The 16,956-nt window shown below is 49.8% G+C and carries 16 protein-coding genes; 14 read left to right on the forward strand and 2 right to left on the reverse strand.

Annotated features, from left to right (window positions below; translation table 11 throughout):
- Positions 1-57: 57 nt before the first annotated feature.
- Both cyoE and MRBLPE1_RS16080 read left to right on the forward strand, forming a co-directional pair.
- Positions 58-936 (forward strand): heme o synthase, encoded by an 879-nt coding sequence (cyoE, locus tag MRBLPE1_RS16075; protein WP_364147346.1) that lies wholly within the window; start codon positions 58-60, stop codon positions 934-936.
- A 23-nt stretch (positions 937-959) separates the two neighbouring features.
- Entirely contained in the window at positions 960-1,568 is a 609-nt protein-coding gene (locus tag MRBLPE1_RS16080; RefSeq protein ID WP_364146907.1) for an SCO family protein, read from the forward strand.
- On the opposite strand, the gene MRBLPE1_RS16085 is transcribed toward MRBLPE1_RS16080, so the two are convergent.
- Positions 1,565-1,936, reverse strand: coding sequence for a toprim domain-containing protein (locus tag MRBLPE1_RS16085; RefSeq protein WP_414698890.1), 372 nt, complete (start codon positions 1,934-1,936; stop codon positions 1,565-1,567). The genes MRBLPE1_RS16080 and MRBLPE1_RS16085 overlap by 4 nt on opposite strands.
- 399 nt (positions 1,937-2,335) lie before the next feature.
- Positions 2,336-3,511, reverse strand: coding sequence for an MFS transporter (locus tag MRBLPE1_RS16090; protein WP_364146912.1), 1,176 nt, complete (start codon positions 3,509-3,511; stop codon positions 2,336-2,338).
- Between the two features lie 161 nt (positions 3,512-3,672).
- On the opposite strand from MRBLPE1_RS16090, the gene MRBLPE1_RS16095 reads away from it, so the two are divergent.
- From MRBLPE1_RS16095 to MRBLPE1_RS16150, 12 genes are all read left to right on the forward strand, one after another.
- On the forward strand, positions 3,673-4,122 hold the full coding sequence (locus tag MRBLPE1_RS16095) for a hypothetical protein (protein ID WP_364146914.1): 450 nt from the start codon (positions 3,673-3,675) through the stop codon (positions 4,120-4,122).
- Positions 4,123-4,127: 5 nt separating this feature from the next.
- On the forward strand, positions 4,128-5,276 hold the full coding sequence (locus tag MRBLPE1_RS16100; protein ID WP_364146916.1) for a transglutaminase-like domain-containing protein: 1,149 nt from the start codon (positions 4,128-4,130) through the stop codon (positions 5,274-5,276).
- A 48-nt stretch (positions 5,277-5,324) separates the two neighbouring features.
- Positions 5,325-7,403: a peptidoglycan D,D-transpeptidase FtsI family protein gene (locus MRBLPE1_RS16105; RefSeq protein ID WP_364146917.1), complete on the forward strand. Its 2,079-nt coding sequence runs from the start codon at positions 5,325-5,327 to the stop codon at positions 7,401-7,403.
- A 203-nt stretch (positions 7,404-7,606) separates the two neighbouring features.
- Positions 7,607-8,566, forward strand: a complete 960-nt coding sequence (locus MRBLPE1_RS16110) for a metal ABC transporter solute-binding protein, Zn/Mn family (protein WP_364146919.1) — start codon at positions 7,607-7,609, stop codon at positions 8,564-8,566.
- A 33-nt stretch (positions 8,567-8,599) separates the two neighbouring features.
- Positions 8,600-9,409, forward strand: coding sequence for a metal ABC transporter ATP-binding protein (locus tag MRBLPE1_RS16115; RefSeq protein ID WP_414698877.1), 810 nt, complete (start codon positions 8,600-8,602; stop codon positions 9,407-9,409).
- A 1-nt stretch (position 9,410) separates the two neighbouring features.
- A complete protein-coding gene (locus MRBLPE1_RS16120; RefSeq protein ID WP_364146922.1) occupies positions 9,411-10,352 on the forward strand; it encodes a metal ABC transporter permease in 942 nt (313 codons plus the stop codon).
- Positions 10,349-11,218: a metal ABC transporter permease gene (locus MRBLPE1_RS16125; RefSeq protein WP_364146925.1), complete on the forward strand. Its 870-nt coding sequence runs from the start codon at positions 10,349-10,351 to the stop codon at positions 11,216-11,218. Before MRBLPE1_RS16120 ends, MRBLPE1_RS16125 begins: the two co-directional genes overlap by 4 nt.
- 160 nt (positions 11,219-11,378) lie before the next feature.
- Positions 11,379-12,806: an ABC transporter substrate-binding protein gene (locus tag MRBLPE1_RS16130; protein WP_364146928.1), complete on the forward strand. Its 1,428-nt coding sequence runs from the start codon at positions 11,379-11,381 to the stop codon at positions 12,804-12,806.
- 173 nt (positions 12,807-12,979) lie between these two features.
- Complete coding sequence (locus MRBLPE1_RS16135; protein ID WP_364146930.1) at positions 12,980-13,732, forward strand: Cof-type HAD-IIB family hydrolase; 753 nt, start codon at positions 12,980-12,982, stop codon at positions 13,730-13,732.
- 7 nt (positions 13,733-13,739) lie between these two features.
- Entirely contained in the window at positions 13,740-14,222 is a 483-nt protein-coding gene (locus MRBLPE1_RS16140; protein WP_364146932.1) for a DUF456 domain-containing protein, read from the forward strand.
- A gap of 23 nt (positions 14,223-14,245) precedes the next feature.
- The gene (locus MRBLPE1_RS16145; RefSeq protein ID WP_364146935.1) at positions 14,246-14,971 is read left to right on the forward strand and encodes a ThuA domain-containing protein; all 726 of its coding nucleotides are present in this window, start codon (positions 14,246-14,248) and stop codon (positions 14,969-14,971) included.
- A gap of 21 nt (positions 14,972-14,992) precedes the next feature.
- The gene (locus MRBLPE1_RS16150) at positions 14,993-16,627 is read left to right on the forward strand and encodes a putative polysaccharide biosynthesis protein (RefSeq protein WP_364146937.1); all 1,635 of its coding nucleotides are present in this window, start codon (positions 14,993-14,995) and stop codon (positions 16,625-16,627) included.
- The last annotated feature ends 329 nt before the right edge of the window (positions 16,628-16,956 follow it).

Raw genomic sequence — 16,956 nt, forward strand, 5'->3', positions numbered from 1 at the left:
CGGTATGATTAAAAACGATTCATCAATGGATGATAGACGCATCAAGCGTCTTGTCGCATAACTCGGGAGGCTCGCTTCGTGCTGAAAGACTTGATTGCTTTGACAAAACCGCGGCTACTTCGACTGAATGTGTTTGCTGCGCTGGGTGGCTTCTTGGTTGCTTCCAAATGGGATATCGATTTCCTATTGCTTATATGGGCGCTTATCGGTTCGACTTTGACGATCGCGTCAGCCACCGTCATTAATAATTATTGGGACCGGGAATTGGATTTGAAAATGGAGCGTACGAAGGACCGCGCGCTGCCTACCGGTCGAATGCAGCCAGGGACGGTATTGCTTTACGGCATTATTTTGGGAATAGCTGGACTAGCCGTCTTGTTTATCCTCGTTAATCCTTTGTCAGGTTGGCTTGGCCTGCTTGGGTGGTTCGTTTACATTGTCATCTACACGATGTGGCTGAAACGGACATCCACGTGGAGTACTTCGGTCGGAGGGATTTCGGGAGCAATGCCGCCCGTTATCGGATACTGCGCGGTTACGAATGAGATTGATGCAGGAGCTTGGATATTATTCGCACTGCTGTTTCTTTGGCAGCCGGCTCATTTCTGGTCGCTTGCGATTCGGAGGGTGGAGGAATACCGGGCAGCCGGCTATCCGTTGCTTCCGGTCGTAAAGGGGATCAAACGGACGAAGCTGCAAATGATTCCTTACATCGTGCTGCTGCTGCCGACCGGCATCTTGTTTTACACTTACGGGTACGTAGGCATTTACTTTTTGATTATTTCCGTTTTGGGCGGTCTCCTGTGGCTGGTTCATACGCTGCGCGGCACGGGTGCCAAGGATACGGAAAAATGGGCAAAAACGAATTTTCTTATTTCGGTTAACTACTTAATGGTAATATTCGTTGTTATGATTCTGAATACAACGGGATCATAATTATTGGTTTAGGGGTGACTTACGTGGTTTTTTTGAAGAAGCACAGCTTCAAGATCGCAGTACTGGCGCTTTGCGCAGCTATGGGCATTTATTTATTTATAACGTACGGCATGCAGCCGAAGCAGACGCTTCCCATCGAGATGGCTGCACCAGCCTTCGAGCTTACGGATATCGATGGTGAGCAGGTTTCGCTCCAATCCACGAACGGCAAGGCGAGAATCGTTTATTTCTATTTTGCGAACTGTCCGGATGTATGTCCGCCGACCACCTTCCTGCTCTCCCAGGTACAGGATCAGCTTGAAGCGGAAGGCAAGCTCGGCACAGAGGCAGAGCTGATTTCCATCACGTTTGATCCGGAACGCGATACGCCGGATGTCATACGCGATTTTGCAAAACGGCATTTTGCCGACACGAACACTTGGCGCTTCCTTCGCGGAGAAGAAGAGGCGGGCACGCTTCAATTGGCTAAGGATTTTGGCGTAGCGGTAATAAAGAACGAAGACAAGTCTTTTACGCATATGAATGTCATCACGATCGTGGACAAGGACGGGCAAATCCGAAAGTGGATTGACGGCAGCAAGGAAGATTTAACGGCGGAAGATATCGTCGATGATTTAAACAAAGTGCTTTAAAATTCATCTTTGCTCCAACCGGGAGCGGGACTCTGCGCAGGATATTGGATATGCGCATCGAGGCCCGCTTTTTCTAATTGCTCGATTAAGTATTCAAGAGGGGTGTGCTCGACGCCCGAGTAGCCTTTGCGTGTATAAATATGCTCTGCATCCGGAAAAACATCGCGAAGCAGGAAACGGATTCGTTTTCCGGAGGAATCATTGTCGGTGAAAATATACGCTTGATGATGCCCCACCTGCTTGCGAAGCTTGTCCAGCTGCTCGGAGCCAGGCGTTCCAAAAGTACAATAGATCGGCACATGTTCATCAAGAACGCGCTTTAGCCTTGCTTTGTCATTTTTACCTTCTACGATAATGGCAATATCCACAAAATCCATTGAAATCACCTCGATTACGAAAGTCGGTGCAGCGTTTTGCGCCATACTCCTAGTTTACCACCAATTCTCGATTTTACCGATAGCGGCTGCAGATGCAACAAACGGCCTGCTCGCAGCAGGCCGTTCTCGTCTAATCTAGCATAGGCAAGTGCACGCGATGATTACGAGCAGGATAAACAGCACGAGGATGATGCCGATATTCGAATTGCCGTGGTGTCCGCAACCTTGGTTCAATCCACCCACATTATTTCCAGACATAGATGAGTCACCCCGTTTCTTTTGCGTAAAAGCGATGATAGCCGTCAGCCGGAGCCGGCTGTCTCGGCTGGTCATTTGCCATAATGTATGTTATGTAGAGGGGTGTAATTAGCCCTGTGCGTATACCCATGCCTACGAAAAATGGGTGCGGGAGGAAAGAGAGCGGGAACGATGCAGCGGAAGCAGCGTTACAGCGATCATCAGCGCGAGAAATGCGATGTAGTAAGGAGAAATATAGTCGCGTACTTGCCCCGCTGCCATCGGTCCGATAAATGCGCCGACTGAAAAGGCGATCGATAAAACAGAGAAGGTCCGGCCATAGCGCGCGCCGCCGCTGAGCTCGATTAACAGCGTGGAGAGCGCGGGCAGGATCACCCCTTTGGCCATCCCGACCAATAGCAGCATTAAAGTGAGCGGAGCCGATACTTGAGAGGCGATCCCGAAATAAAATATGGCAAGAAAAAGCGAGCCCCATAACGTACGCTGATAGGCGGATACCCGGTTTAAAAACAGCATGCTCAGCGTCACGAGGGCTCCGATGCTGACGACGGAGAACAGGAGCCCGGTCGTCATCATCGCTTCCTTCGTTTTGGCTAGCAGAGGCAGTTCAAACGACAAGATGCCCTGCGCGCAGCTAAGCGCAATCGGCAGCAGGTAAACGAGCCACGGTATGGGAACCGGCAGCTCCAGCGGCAGCTTTTCTTTGCTTTTTTCTTTTTTCGCTTCCGCCGGAACCGGAGTTTCACCTTGTACGGCACTTTGGCGGATATCTCTAATAAAGAAGAGAGCGCAAACGGATGTGACAATGAGAATCCAGCCAAGCAAAGTGAACGCCGTCGTAAATCCGATTTTTGCAACGAGGTAGGCGCCTGCCGCAGGGGAAACGACGGAAGCAAGCGTATGAACCAGTCCGTTACCGGCCATGAGCTTCCCTTGTTCCGTTCGGTCGCTCGTCATTTTTGCGAGCAAGGAAAGGCATGCGGGCGATAGGAATGCCAGCACGAAGCCGCTTATGGAGCGGAGCAGAAGCAATTGCCAAGGATTCGTAACCTGCGATTGGAACAGTAGCACAATGCCCGCTGCCATGAGACTGAACACGATAAAAAACCTGCTGCCGTATCGGTCAACGCCAAAGCCGGCAATTAGATTGCCGGGCAAATGCGTAATGGAGTACATGCCCATCATCAGTCCGATAAAAGAAGGTGCCGCCCCTAAGGAAATCGCAAAAGGCGTCAAAATAGGATACTGCGCATGCAAATCAAAAAAAGCGACGAACAAAAATAAATAAAGCCAAACCGCTGTTTTCACAGGGCTTCCCCTCCTTGCCAATTACACGCTTCTATACTTGTACGTTTAAATGGGACAGGATATGTCTGGATAAAAAGAGGGCAAGCGTTTACGCCCTATATTTCGTAGGTTATAATATTTTGTAATGGGATTTTGTACGAGGTATAATGGAGGGGATGCAATTGGATTTTTTAGATTTTTCGACTTATGATACGGACACATGGATGACTTTTTTTAAAGACCATTGGCTGATGCTTGTTATAGCGCTTGTTGTACTATTTATGATTGTGCGCATTGTGAAAACCGTGCTCAAATGGGCGATCGTTGCGGCAATCGTACTTGGCATCGTCGTTTATAGCGGCTACAGCATGGATGATCTGAAGGAAATCGGGACGAAGGTAGCGGATACGGTGAAGCAGGAAGCCGTTAATGCCATGGTAGGCGAGGCAAAGGATGCATCTTTCGTGAACAACTCGGATGGAACCTTCACCGTAAAAACAAAAAATGTAGAGCTTACCGGCGTACCGGGCGAGAACGAGGTAGCTGTTTCATTTCGGGGAACCGAGCTTGGCAAGTGGGAGCTTGACAGCACGATACAAACCTTTATTGACCAAGCGAAGCAGAACGGGTAATGCTTATGACTAACTGGATTGAGCGATTAGATGGAGTAGAGCCCGTTGCCGTCATTGTGCTTTTGCTTCTGCTTGGCTCTCTTGTTCAAGGGATGAGGAGAGGCGCATCGGGTTCTGCGAGGCGCCTTTTCTTTTTTGTCTGGGAGGGCATAGTCATGATTGTTTGTTTGGTGCTCTCCGCACAGCTTACGAATAAATTATCGCCCGTCATCGCACATTGGCTCGCAGCGCGCGTAAAGGTTCCAGAGCATGAGCTCAGCAGCATGGAGCAAGCTTGGTTCACCCTGCTTACGAGCCTGCGGGATTTCGCGCTGCTGCGCTACGGCGTCGTATTCCTGTTCGGTTATTTGCTTCTGCGCGCACTGGCTTCCTTCGTGGAACCTTTGGCAGAACGCGGATTGCAAGGGCTGCTGAGCCGCGGGAGGGAAGATTCAGCCGACGGCCTGCGAAGCAAGAAACAGGCAAGCCGTGCGGTTGGGGCGCTGCTTGGCGCAGTTCATGGCGCTGGGCGGTCATTTGTTTTCGTAGCTTTCTTGTTCGTTTATGTGTCTCTTATGCCGAATGGCTGGTATGTCGATAAAATATCCGATTCGCAGGTGTACAACAAAGCGGCTGCTTGGCTTAGCCCGGTTGCGGGAGATGTTCTCGAGGGTCAAGGGCCGGTTTTTACCAAAGCAGTCGAAGCGCAGTTTAAGCAAATTTTACAACGAAAATATGAAATGATTGATTACGCCATTCCTGCGGAAATCGAGCAGGCGGCCCTCTATGTCACGAAGGATGCGCAGACGGATGAAGAGAAAGCGCGGAGTCTTTACGAGTGGCTGGGTACAAGAATCGCTTACGATTTTGACAAGGCCCGCAATTACGAGGAGCATGGGATTTGGAAGGAACAGACACCTCCCGAGACATTTGATACGCGTAAAGGCGTATGTATAGATATAGCTCGATTGTATGCTGTAATGGCGAGGTCAGCAGGACTAGAGGTGCGTGTTGTAACGGGAATGGGAGCGGACGGACGCGGAGGCTTTGGTCCGCATGCTTGGAATGAGGTACGGATCGGATCGGGCTGGATTCCGCTGGATGCCACATGGGCAAACGCGGGAGATTGGTTTAATCCGCCGGCCTTCGATGACACGCATATTCGCGAAGCATAGCCGGATTTTTGGAAGAGGATTTAGTTTAAGAATATGAGGTGATTCAACGTGCAAGATGATCCGCAAAAGCGGGAAATCATAAACCGGCGGCATTTTTCTTTTCGCCTGAACTTATTTTTCTTTATTACTTTCGCATTGTTTAGCGTATTGATCGTTCGTCTGGCCATATTGCAGTTCGTGGAAGGGCCGACGCTTAGCGCAGAAGGCATCAATAAGGCGACGCGCAGCGTGAAAATTCCGCCTATACGGGGCAATATTTATGATTCCACAGGCTATCCGATCGCTTATTCCACTTCGACGCAGTCGTTGTATTTCAGCATACAGCCGGAGCTTAAGCTGGAGGATGCCAAAGAGAACGCCAGGGAAATGGCGGCGAAGCTGGTGGAGGTCTTTACGGAATACGGCGATCCTACGAAAGCGATGACCGTCGACGACATTATCCGGCAGATGGATCTGGACTTTAGACGGAATACGATCTCGACGCCAAGGCGGATCAAATCCGGCTTAACGAATAAAGAAATCGCCCATTTCATGGAAAATCGCACGGACTTTAAAGGCGTCGACATCATGGAGGAAAGCGTTCGGAATTACGATACCAATTCCATCGCGGTCCAGCTGGTCGGGTATTTGAAGAAGTATAAAGGCGTTCGCGAGACGGTTGATTTCTATAAGGAAAAAACGACGGAAGAAGATGCGACGCTTCAGTACCTCGAAGAAGAAGATGTCGGCATGGACGGCCTGGAGTACATGTACCAGGACGTTTTGCGCGGAACAAACGGCTTGAAGACGTATCCGGTTAACAATGCAGAGCGTATTATTGGTCCCATGCAAATTACGAACCCTCAAAAAGGCTCTGATATTTATTTGACTATTAATAAAAACGTGCAGCTAAAAACAGAGCAAGCGATCATGGATCAATTGAAAAAAATAACGACCTCCTCCAATAGATATGAGCGCGCGGAATACGCCAAAACAGGCTTCGCCGTGGCCATGGAAGTGGATACCGGCAAGATCGTCGCGATGGCGAGCATGCCGGACTACGATTCAAATATTTGGGCTGGAGGCAGAATCAGCTCCCAAGATTACGAAAACTTCTCCAACGTACTGGAAAACGGGACGATTCGCAGCGTTTACGGGAAATACGACTCGGAGGAAGAAAGAAAGAAGCATCCTTCTTCCATCGTTCCGCTCGGTTCTACGATGAAGCCGTTGTCCGTATTGATCGGGCTGAATGAGAAATTATTTACCACATCGAGCTATTATGACGACACGGGCGTATTCACCTACGGTAAAAAAGGTTATGAGGTATTTATTCGAAATTCGCAGCGGCATGTGTACGGCAACATAGACGGCGCCGAAGCTATTGAGCATTCGTCCAACCCGTTCATGGCTGCGATGGTCGGAGATAAGCTTTATAGGCGCGGCACCGTTAACGGAAAGAGCAGCGTAGAAATTTGGGATGAATACATGAAGCAGTTCGGGCTAGGCGTTCTTACGGAGAGCGGACTACTCGGTGAATCGAAAGGGATTATCGAATATTTTGACTCGGCCGAAAGATACAGTTCGCAAGCAGCGCTCATTTTGGCTTCATTTGGTCAGCAAGGACGTTATACGACGCTTCAGCTTGCCCAATATGCGGCGATGCTGGCTAACCACGGAAAACGGCTTAAGCCGCAATTCGTTAACCAAATCAAGGACTCGGACGGGAATGTCGTTCAAGGCTACACGCCCGAGATTTTGAATGAGGTAACTTTTCCTGCTGAATATTGGAAAGAGATCGAAACGGGCATGTCCAAGGTTAGCTCGCAGGGCTTTGAAGGCGTTGATTATACCTACCGGCGAAAGACAGGTACATCCGAGCAGGATGTGGCGAAGCGCACGGCGGAAAATGCGGTCTTCATCGCATACGCCCCTGCAGATAAGCCGAAGCTTGCCGTAGCCGTTGTCGTGCCTGACGGCGGCTTCGGTAGTTACGGAGCATCCCCGATCGCGCGGCAAATATTCGATGCTTACAATGAAGAGATCGGCCTGTACGGCGTACCTAAGAAAAAGACTGCGGATACGGGAAATGCAGCGGATACAACTGCTGGGAATACTGCCGCGGATACGACGAACACGAACGAATAAGCATAATTTATAATGAACGGCAGGCTGGAGCAATGGCTCCAGCCTGCCTTTTTTTTCTGAGGAGAGAGCCCATTTTAAAATAAATGTTGCACTAGTGAAACATTTTTGTGTATTATTAAAAAAAAGGCATTAGGCAAACTAAGATTCATAAGGGCAAACTATGGTGAATATAAAATAAGATAGGGACTTAGGAGGTCATATGTATGCGCAAAACGTTTAAAACGAATTCTGCTCTCCGCAGATTCATCATGACGATTGTATTTTTAACGGTGACGGCCGTGTTGATAACAGCCTGCGGGCAGGAGGGATCGCCCGGCGGCAGCGGCAAGCTCAACATTACGGCGACCACCGGAATGATTACGGACGTTGCACAGCAGGTAGGCGGAGAGTACGTCGAGGTCAGCGGCTTGATGGGAGCGGGAATCGATCCCCATTTGTACAAAGCATCGCAAGGCGATGTGAAGAAGCTCGACGATGCCGATATTATTTTTTATAACGGACTGCACTTAGAAGGAAAGATGGCGGAAATGTTTGAAGCCCTGGAGAAACGCAAGCCGACGGTTGCCGTATCCGAGTATCTGACAGAAGATCAGCTGCACGCCGCGCCGGGGCAGGGCCAAGGCATGCATGACCCTCATATCTGGTTTAACGTAAAGCTTTGGATTTCGGCAACGGAGGTCATCCGCGATACATTGGTCGAGAAGGATGCCGCCCATGCAGACTACTATAAAGATAACGCAGCAGCCTACATCAAGGAGCTTGAAGACCTGGATGCCTATGCGAAGGAACAAATTGCAACGATCCCCGAGGCTAGCCGCATACTTGTAACCGCGCATGATGCTTTTGGCTATTTCGGCGAGGCATACGGGTTAACTGTCACGGGGCTGCAAGGGATGAATACGATGTCTGAGTACGGGTCTAAGGATGTCAGCAAGCTTCGCGACTACTTGGTCGAGAAAAAAATTAAAGCGGTCTTTATCGAATCCAGCGTACCTAAAAAATCCATTGAATCGGTTATCGAAGGTGCGCGCCAATTAGGCCACGAAGTGAAAATCGGCGGAGAGCTCTACTCCGATGCAATGGGCAACGCGGGAACGGAAGAAGGAACCTATATCGGAATGGTGAAGCACAACGTGGATACGATTGTAGCCGCTTTGAAATAGCAGAATATACACGAAGGAAAGCGAGTGATGAACATGAGCCAATCTCAAACAGCAGCTAAGCAAGACGTGAAATCAACAATAGCGCCGCTAAGCATTAAAGGACTAAGCGTCGCATATCAGAAGAAACCCGTCCTTCGCGGCATAACCTTTGAAGTAAAAGAAGGGGAGCTAATCGGTGTAATCGGTCCGAACGGAGCCGGTAAATCAACGCTGATGAAGGCGGCTCTTGGACTCATCCCAAGCATTGGCGGCGAGGTGCTCGTCTATGGGAAGCCATATAAGCAGCAGCGTAAAATGATCGGTTATGTACCGCAGCGGGAATCGGTCGATTGGGATTTCCCAACCAATGCGCTGGATGTTGTGCTTATGGGCCGTTATGGACATTTGGGCTGGTTCCGCCGCCCAAGCGCGAAGGATAAGGCACTTGCACTGGAATGCCTCAGCAAGGTAGGGATGGCTGACTACGCAGGCAGACAAATCAGCCAGCTGTCAGGCGGGCAGCAGCAGCGCGTATTTCTGGCTCGCGCGCTCGCGCAGGACGCGAAGCTTTATTTTATGGATGAACCTTTTGCCGGCGTGGATGCCGCGACGGAGAAAGCGATCATAACTTTGCTGCAGGAGCTGAAGCTGCAGGGGAAAACCGTGATTGTCGTACATCACGATCTTGCGACGGTACAGGATTATTTCGACTCGGTTCTTCTGCTGAATGTGGAGCTCCAGGCGTTTGGGCCGACAGAAAAAGCTTTCACGCAGGAGCAATTACAGCGTACCTACGGCGGCCGGCTTGCCTTCCTTGACCGCAGCCTGCAGTCCCCGTCACCATTTGACGGAAAGGGTGAGTAGGATGGAAAAGATTTGGTTAATGCTGTCTGATCCGAATATGCAGTGGATATTTCTCGGATGCACCCTGCTTGGTTTAAGCAGCGGCGTCATCGGATGCTTCTCTTATCTCAGGAAACAAAGCTTGATGGGCGATACGTTAGCACATGCGGCGCTCCCGGGAATTTGCATTGCGTTTATGCTTACGGGTATCAAATCAATTGGCCTATTTCTAATCGGTGCGGGCGTGGCGGGAATTGTCGCAACATTCGGCATTGGATATATTACACGCAATTCCAAGCTTAAACAGGATGCGGCGATGGGCATTGTATTGTCGGGATTTTTTGGCTTAGGCATCGTGCTTCTTACGATAATCCAGCATGGCAACTATGGCAATCAATCAGGTCTGGATAAGTTTTTATTCGGGCAGGCCGCTTCAATGATCGCTTCCGACGTGATTACGATGACGGTGGTATGCATTTCGTTGATTACGATTTGTACCTTGCTGTTTAAGCAGTTCAAAATTATCTCGTTTGATCCCGGCTTTGCAAGAGGCCTTGGTTATCCGGTAGCGTTTCTTGAGCAACTGCTCATGTTTCTTATTGTGGTAGCCGTAGTATCCGGCATTCAAGCGGTCGGTGTTGTGCTTGTGGCAGCGCTGCTGATTACTCCAGCCGTCTCAGCCAGGTATTGGACGGATCGTTTAGGCTACATGGTTATATTGTCCGGCTTATTCGGCGCTGTCAGCGGCGCCATCGGGACTTGGATCAGCGCCTCGGTCTCTAACCTGCCGACTGGGCCGGTAACCGTACTAGCAGCGACGCTGTTGTTCTGTTTTTCCATTCTATTTGGACCGCAGCGCGGCCTGATTGCGAAGCGGCTGCTTCGCCAAAGGGTAAAGCATAACTTTAACCGCGACAATGAGCGTCTCCTCGAGGGCAATGTGAAGAAGGAGGCGGCGTTATGAGCGACTTTTGGATTTTGCTTACCGGCGCGCTGGTAGCGAGCTGCTGCGGGGTGCTTGGCGTATTTCTTGTCCTTCGCAAAATGGCGATGATCGGTGACGCCATCAGCCATTCCGTCATGCCCGGCATCGTTATCGCGTTTTTGCTCAGCGGCTCGCGCGATTCCCTGCTTATGATGTTCGCCGCATTGTTATGCGGCTTGCTGACGACCTTTCTCATTCAAATGTTCCAGCAAAGCGGCATTCAATCGGATGCATCCATTGGCGTTGTTTTCACGGCATTGTTTGCAATCGGAGTCGTGCTTGTCAGCCTATATGCCCGTCAGGTCCATTTGGACCAGGATGCGATTTTGTACGGCGAAATTGCTTATGTGCACTGGAATATATGGGAGCTGGGCGGCGTCAATATGGGGCCGAAGGCGGTATGGCTGCTTGGATTTACGCTTCTTATTATTACATCCGTTATTGCCTTGTTTTATAAGCAATTCAAGCTTTGCGCGTTTGATCCTGCCCTTGCGGCAGCCATCGGCATCCCCGTAGCGTTGTTTCATTACTTGTTGATGGGACTCGTGTCTATGGCGACGGTCAGTTCCTTCGAGAGCGTGGGAGCGATATTGGTAGTCGGTTTGTTGATCATTCCGGCGTCTACGGCATATTTGCTGACCGACCGGCTCGGCATCATGATCGGCTTAAGCGTAGCTGCAGGCATAGCCAGTACCTTTATCGGCTATGGAGCAGCGGTCATGCTGGATGCTTCGATCGCAGGCTGCATGGTTTGCGCGGCTGCCTTATTGTTCGTCATCGCCTTTTTATTCTCGCCGTCTCACGGCATTGTAATCAAGAAGCTTCGGCTGCGTAAGCTTGCCTAACCGAAGTGGGAAATAAATAGCATAGACCGAGAAATGAGCAGCCTAATTTGGCTGCTTTTTTTCTATTTATCAGGATAAGATCCAAATATGCAACTTTTATCCAGTTATGGACGTACTATATTTGGAACTTATTAGGAGATAAAAGGAGAGAGACTTACAAATGAAGGCTTGGTCTAAATTCGTAATACTGTTTGTCATCATGACTGTTATGTTATCGGCATGCAGCTTTGGGGGAGATGATAAGGAATCGGACAAAGAACAGCAATCGGCACTGAAAGTCATGTATTACGATGAGGGTGCTTTTTTCCAGGATTACGGCATGGTGTTCTCCGCTTTATATCCGAATGTGGAAATCGAGGTTGTGTCCACACAAGGGATCTACGCGGAGGAACAAAAGGACTACGAGGCCGCCTTTGACAAGTTTATTGAAGAGAAGCAGCCCGACCTCCTTATGCTGGACACCGAGAAATATAAGAAGATGGCACAGGATGGGAAGCTCTATAACCTGGATGCGGTTATCGAGAAAGAAAAGTATGATACGGAAGGCCTTATTCCCGGCATGATCGATTATTTGAGAGAGCTCGGCGGCGGCAGCCTGTTCGGCATGACGCCTAACTTTTACAGCCAGGTACTCTTTTACAATAAGGATTTGTTCGATGATTACAAAATCGAGTATCCGACCGATCGGATGAGCTGGAACGAGGTCATACAGCTGGCGCGCCGTTTTCCTGTCGAGGGTGACGCCAAGGAACGGATCTATGGCCTGAAAATGGGCTACAGCGAAGATTTGTTCGAGCTGGCGAGCACGCTTGCCGCTTCCGAAGGCATTAGCTATGTGAATGCGTCCCAGAAAGAAATGACGATCAATACGGATTCATGGAAAAATGCAGTCCAGACTGCTTTGGACGCAATGGATTCAAACTCGCTGTTTTTCGAGAGCATGAATAATCAAGAATCGAATATGGCGCAAACGTATGAGGATTATCTGCTGCGGGATCCTTTCATATCGGGCCGCCTGGCCATGGCGATCGGCGATAATAACTATATCAATCAAATAAAGCAGGCAAGCGAAAACGAAAAGGTCAAAGATAAAGTCGTGAAAAATTGGGATCTGGTGACCGTTCCGGTAGGACAGCAGTACCCTGACCAATCCAATATGACCTCCTTCCAAAATCTTTTTGCGATTAGAGCGGAATCCCCGAACATGGAAACCGCATGGGAATTTTTGCGGTATGTAACAGGCGAGGAATTTGCGAGGGTAAAATCCAAATCCAATAACTATAACGGCATGCCCGTCCGCACCAAATACATAACCGATGCCGAAGGACGCAACTATGCGGCATTTTATAATTTGAAGCCCAGCACTTTCAACAGCTATAAGGACTTCGACAAGCTTCCAGAAACGTTCTGGGGCGAATTTAGCGGGGCGACCCAGCAGGAGTTCCAGAAGGTAAAGGATGATCAGCAAACGATTAATGAGGCGCTTGAAATATTGCAGGTGAAAGGGCAAGAAATGCTTTTGAAAGAGCCTCCTGCGGTCAAAGAGGAAGCGCCGGCGGCCGAGGCGAATACGACTACGGCGGAGTAAGACGGGGTTAAAAGCTAAGGAGCATGCTTTCGCATTACGCGGGAGCTGCTCTTTTTTATATTGATTAAGAATTTGCAAGGTTATGGTCTATCGTTTGGAATCTGACGTAAATGTGCTAAAATAATTTACTAGCGGGTTACATCTTTGAACGGCATTTACGAGGAGGCACACTATTGGGAGAGTATAAATTGTTGGCGCTCGATATGGACGGGACGCTGCTAAACGAACAAAGCGAAATAAGCGCGGAGAATGCGGAGTGGATTCAGAAAGCGCTGGATGCCGGCGTGATTGTCAGCTTCTCTACCGGCCGCGGCTTTCGGAGCGCGCTGCCCTTTGCGGAGCAGCTAAAGCTGGAGACACCTATGATTACTGTCAACGGGAGCGAGATTTGGCATCGCCCGCATGTGCTGCATAAGCGCACGCATCTAAGCCATGTGTACGTGCAGCGTTTGCATGAACTGGCGCTTTCTCACGGCGAGCCATGGTTCTGGGCCTATACGGCCGATGATATTTTCAACAAAGAAAAATGGATTGCTCCCGCTGACGACTATGCTTCGCATCACTGGCTGAAATTCGGCTATTATACGGAGGATGACGGCATCAGGGAAAAGCTGCTGGCCGAGGTACAGAGCTGGGGCGCGCTTGAAATTACGAACTCATCGCCCTGGAATTTGGAGCTTAATCCGCTGGGCGTGTCGAAAGCAAGCGCCTTGCAAGAGCTTTGCGGTTTGCTTAACATTGAAATGTCGCAGGTCATTGCTGTCGGCGACAGCTTGAACGATATCGCAGCGATCCGCGAGGCCGGCCTTGGCGTGGCCATGGGCAATGCCCAAGAATCAGTCAAAGAAGCAGCTGATTTCATTACCCTGACCAATAATGAGCACGGCGTTGCAGAAGTGATCAAACGATACGTTATGAAAGGATGATTAACGTATGGATATTTTAGGCTGGACATTAGTTATTATTTTGTTTGTCGTGGGTATGGCCGGGGCGATCTATCCGATTTTGCCCGGTGCTCTTGCCATTTACGGAGCGTTTTTTGTTTACGGATTGTTTTTCTCCTTTAGTGAATTCGGAATATGGTTCTGGCTCATCCAGACCATCATTGTAGTCGTACTGTTTGTCGCCGATTATGCGGTCAGCGCTTGGGGCGTCAAACGGTTCGGAGGCTCGCGCGCCTCTGTAATCGGCAGTACGATCGGTCTTATTTTTGGTCCTTTCGTTATCCCTGCGCTTGGTCTTATCATCGGTCCTTTTGCCGGTGCCGTTATCGGCGAAATGATTATCGGCACCCGCTTTGATAAGGCGCTCAAGGTTGGCCTAGGCTCCGTTGTCGGGTTATTTACGAGCGTAGCCGTGAAGTTTATTTTGCAGCTGGCGATGATTGTGTTGTTCGTGCTTTGGCTCGTATTCTAAACGATGAAAAGGGGATTCATTCGATGATTAAAGTAACGGTATGGAATGAGTATTTGCATGAGAAGATCCACGAGGAAGTGAAAAAAGTATACCCGGACGGCATTCATCAAGCGCTGGCCAAAGGCATTGCGAACGGCGATATCGAAGTGGCAACGGCAACGCTGGAAGAGCCGGAGCATGGACTAACGGCCGAGCGCCTTGCCAATACGGATGTTCTCATCTGGTGGGGGCATATGGGACATGATCAAGTAGACGATGCGGTTGTTGAACGCGTCCAGCAGCGGGTATGGGAAGGCATGGGCTTGATCGTGCTGCACTCCGGCCATTTCTCGAAAATCTTCAAAAAACTTATGGGCACAGGCTGCGATTTGAAATGGCGCGAAGCGGGTGAGAAGGAACGGATTTGGGTCGTTAACCCGGCGCATCCGATTGCTGCCGGATTGCCGGAATACATTACGCTGGAGCATGAAGAAATGTACGGCGAGCATTTTGACATCCCCGCGCCGGATGAGCTAATCTTCGTAAGCTGGTTTGAAGGCGGAGAAGTGTTCCGCAGCGGCTGTACGTTCAGCCGCGGCCAAGGCAAAATCTTTTATTTCCGCCCGGGCCACGAGACGTATCCTACTTACTACAACCCGCAGGTTTTGCAAGTTATACAAAATGGCGTACGCTGGGCGGCTCCATCGCATGCTGCAGTTCCGGTTCGCGGCAACCACCAGCCGCTAGAGCCGATTGGCAATAAAGGATAGGGGAGACTTCGGAATACCATCATGCTGAAAAAAGACTCTTTACTAAAAGGCACTATTATTCTTGCGGCTGCTGCCTTGGTTGTCCGTTTCCTAGGCTTATTCCAGCGGATACCGCTGGACTACATGCTGGGATCTGTCGGGCAGGCCGCCTTCAACTCTGCGAATACCATTTATTTATTACTGTTAACGATCGCGACGGGCGGTATCCCTTTATCCATTAGCAAAATGATATCGCAGCGCTATGCGCTGGGCAGGCCTGACGAGGCAAAACGGATCTATCAGGCCGCTTTAATGTTCGGCGCGGCAACAGGCTTGCTGCTTGCTGCGGCTATGTTCGTTCTGGCTCCTGCCTACGAACGCTTGTCGCGGGTGCCGGACTCTGCTTTATCGCTTCAAGCCATAGCACCCGCACTGCTTCTGTTTCCCATTATTGCGATGATGCGAGGTTATTTCCAAGGCAGGCAAATTATGGCCGCCGGCGGCATCTCGCAAATCATGGAACAAATTCTGCGGCTCATCGGCGGTATCGGGCTTGCCTTTATCGTGCTGGGTTTGGGTTGGGGAGATAAATACGGCGCAGCGGCTGTTGCGTTTGGTTCGGTTCTCGGAAGCATCGGCGCGTTTTCGGTCATGATGTGGTTTGCGAGAAAGCTCAAAAAGCAGGATCGTACCGAAGCGTTGGCCGTAACAAGCGACAAAGCTGCAAAGGCGGGCTCGCCGCTGCCATTCCGTACGATTTACCGGGAAATATTCAGAACCTCGATTGCAGCCGTCGTGACGGCTATGACCGTGCAATTTGTCTATTTCTTCGACCAATCGCTTTTTATTAGGCTGACGACTGCTTTTTACAACCATGAAACGGCATTAAGAGTGCTGGCGGAATATCAAAACCGAGCGATGGGTATCGCCGGCATCCCGCCTATTCTGGCAATCGCGCTTGGCGCTTCGATTATTCCGGTCATTTCATCGGCCTATGCCTTGAAGAACATGCAAGAAGTACAGCGGCAATCCTCGCTCGTTATGCGGATTGTTTTCTTTACTGGCGTTCCTATTGCATTGCTGCTAACGGTCGCATCCTATTCGGTAACCGGTCTTTTATTTATGAGCCCAAGCGGCAGCGACACGGTCGCTATGCTGACGGCCGGAGCGATCTTTCAAATTACGATGATGATTTCCAACTCGATTCTCTACGGCCTTAATAAGCCGAAGCAGCCCATGTACCATACCTTTATCGGGCTCGGTTTAAAGATTGTTTCAAGTCTTGCTCTTGCCCCGTTTCTTGGCGTATACGGTCTTATTATCGGATCATCGATTTGCTTTATTGTTATTACGATACTGAATGTACGAACGATCAATAAGGAAGTTAACTTGAACATACTCGGCAGCAAATGGCCGGCTTATATGGCTGCCATCGCGATTCCTGCCTTGGCCGGCTGGGGCGCGGAATACGCCGTATTGGCATGGACCGATGCATGGGCGGAGAAGATGTCCTATTTCTTAGCTTTTGCGGTTACTTCGGTCATTGTAGGAGGGCTTTATCTCGTTTTATTAGCTGCGCTTCGCGTCATAACGCCGGAGGATATACGCTCGTTCCCAGGGCCGCTGCGCAAGATTCTGTCCCTAGTGTTGAAGCCATTTTACAAGAAAGCGGTATAGCAGGTTAGATAATTGAATCGGGGAGGACGTTTCCACACAAGGGAACGTCCTCTTTTTTGTTGACTAATATGCAAAAAATAACCAAAATAAGCATCTTATTTATCGACGGGCAGGAGGCGGGAAGCGTCCAGTTTTCTATCGGGCCAGATTCTTCAGAGCCAATGATTGTTTTACGTGATTTTTGCAGTTTTTTCGGCTGGAAACTTCATTTGAGCAAGTCAAACAAGCAGGTAGAAATCATCAGGCAATATTCGCTGTGAAAAACCGCAGGATTCTACTAAATTCGACAAAACTAGCGCTTTCCATACATTTACAATAAGTAGAGTCTC

The organism is Paenibacillus sp. LPE1-1-1.1 (assembly GCF_040676435.1).
In the GTDB taxonomy this organism is placed as follows: Bacteria; Bacillota; Bacilli; order Paenibacillales; family Paenibacillaceae; genus Pristimantibacillus.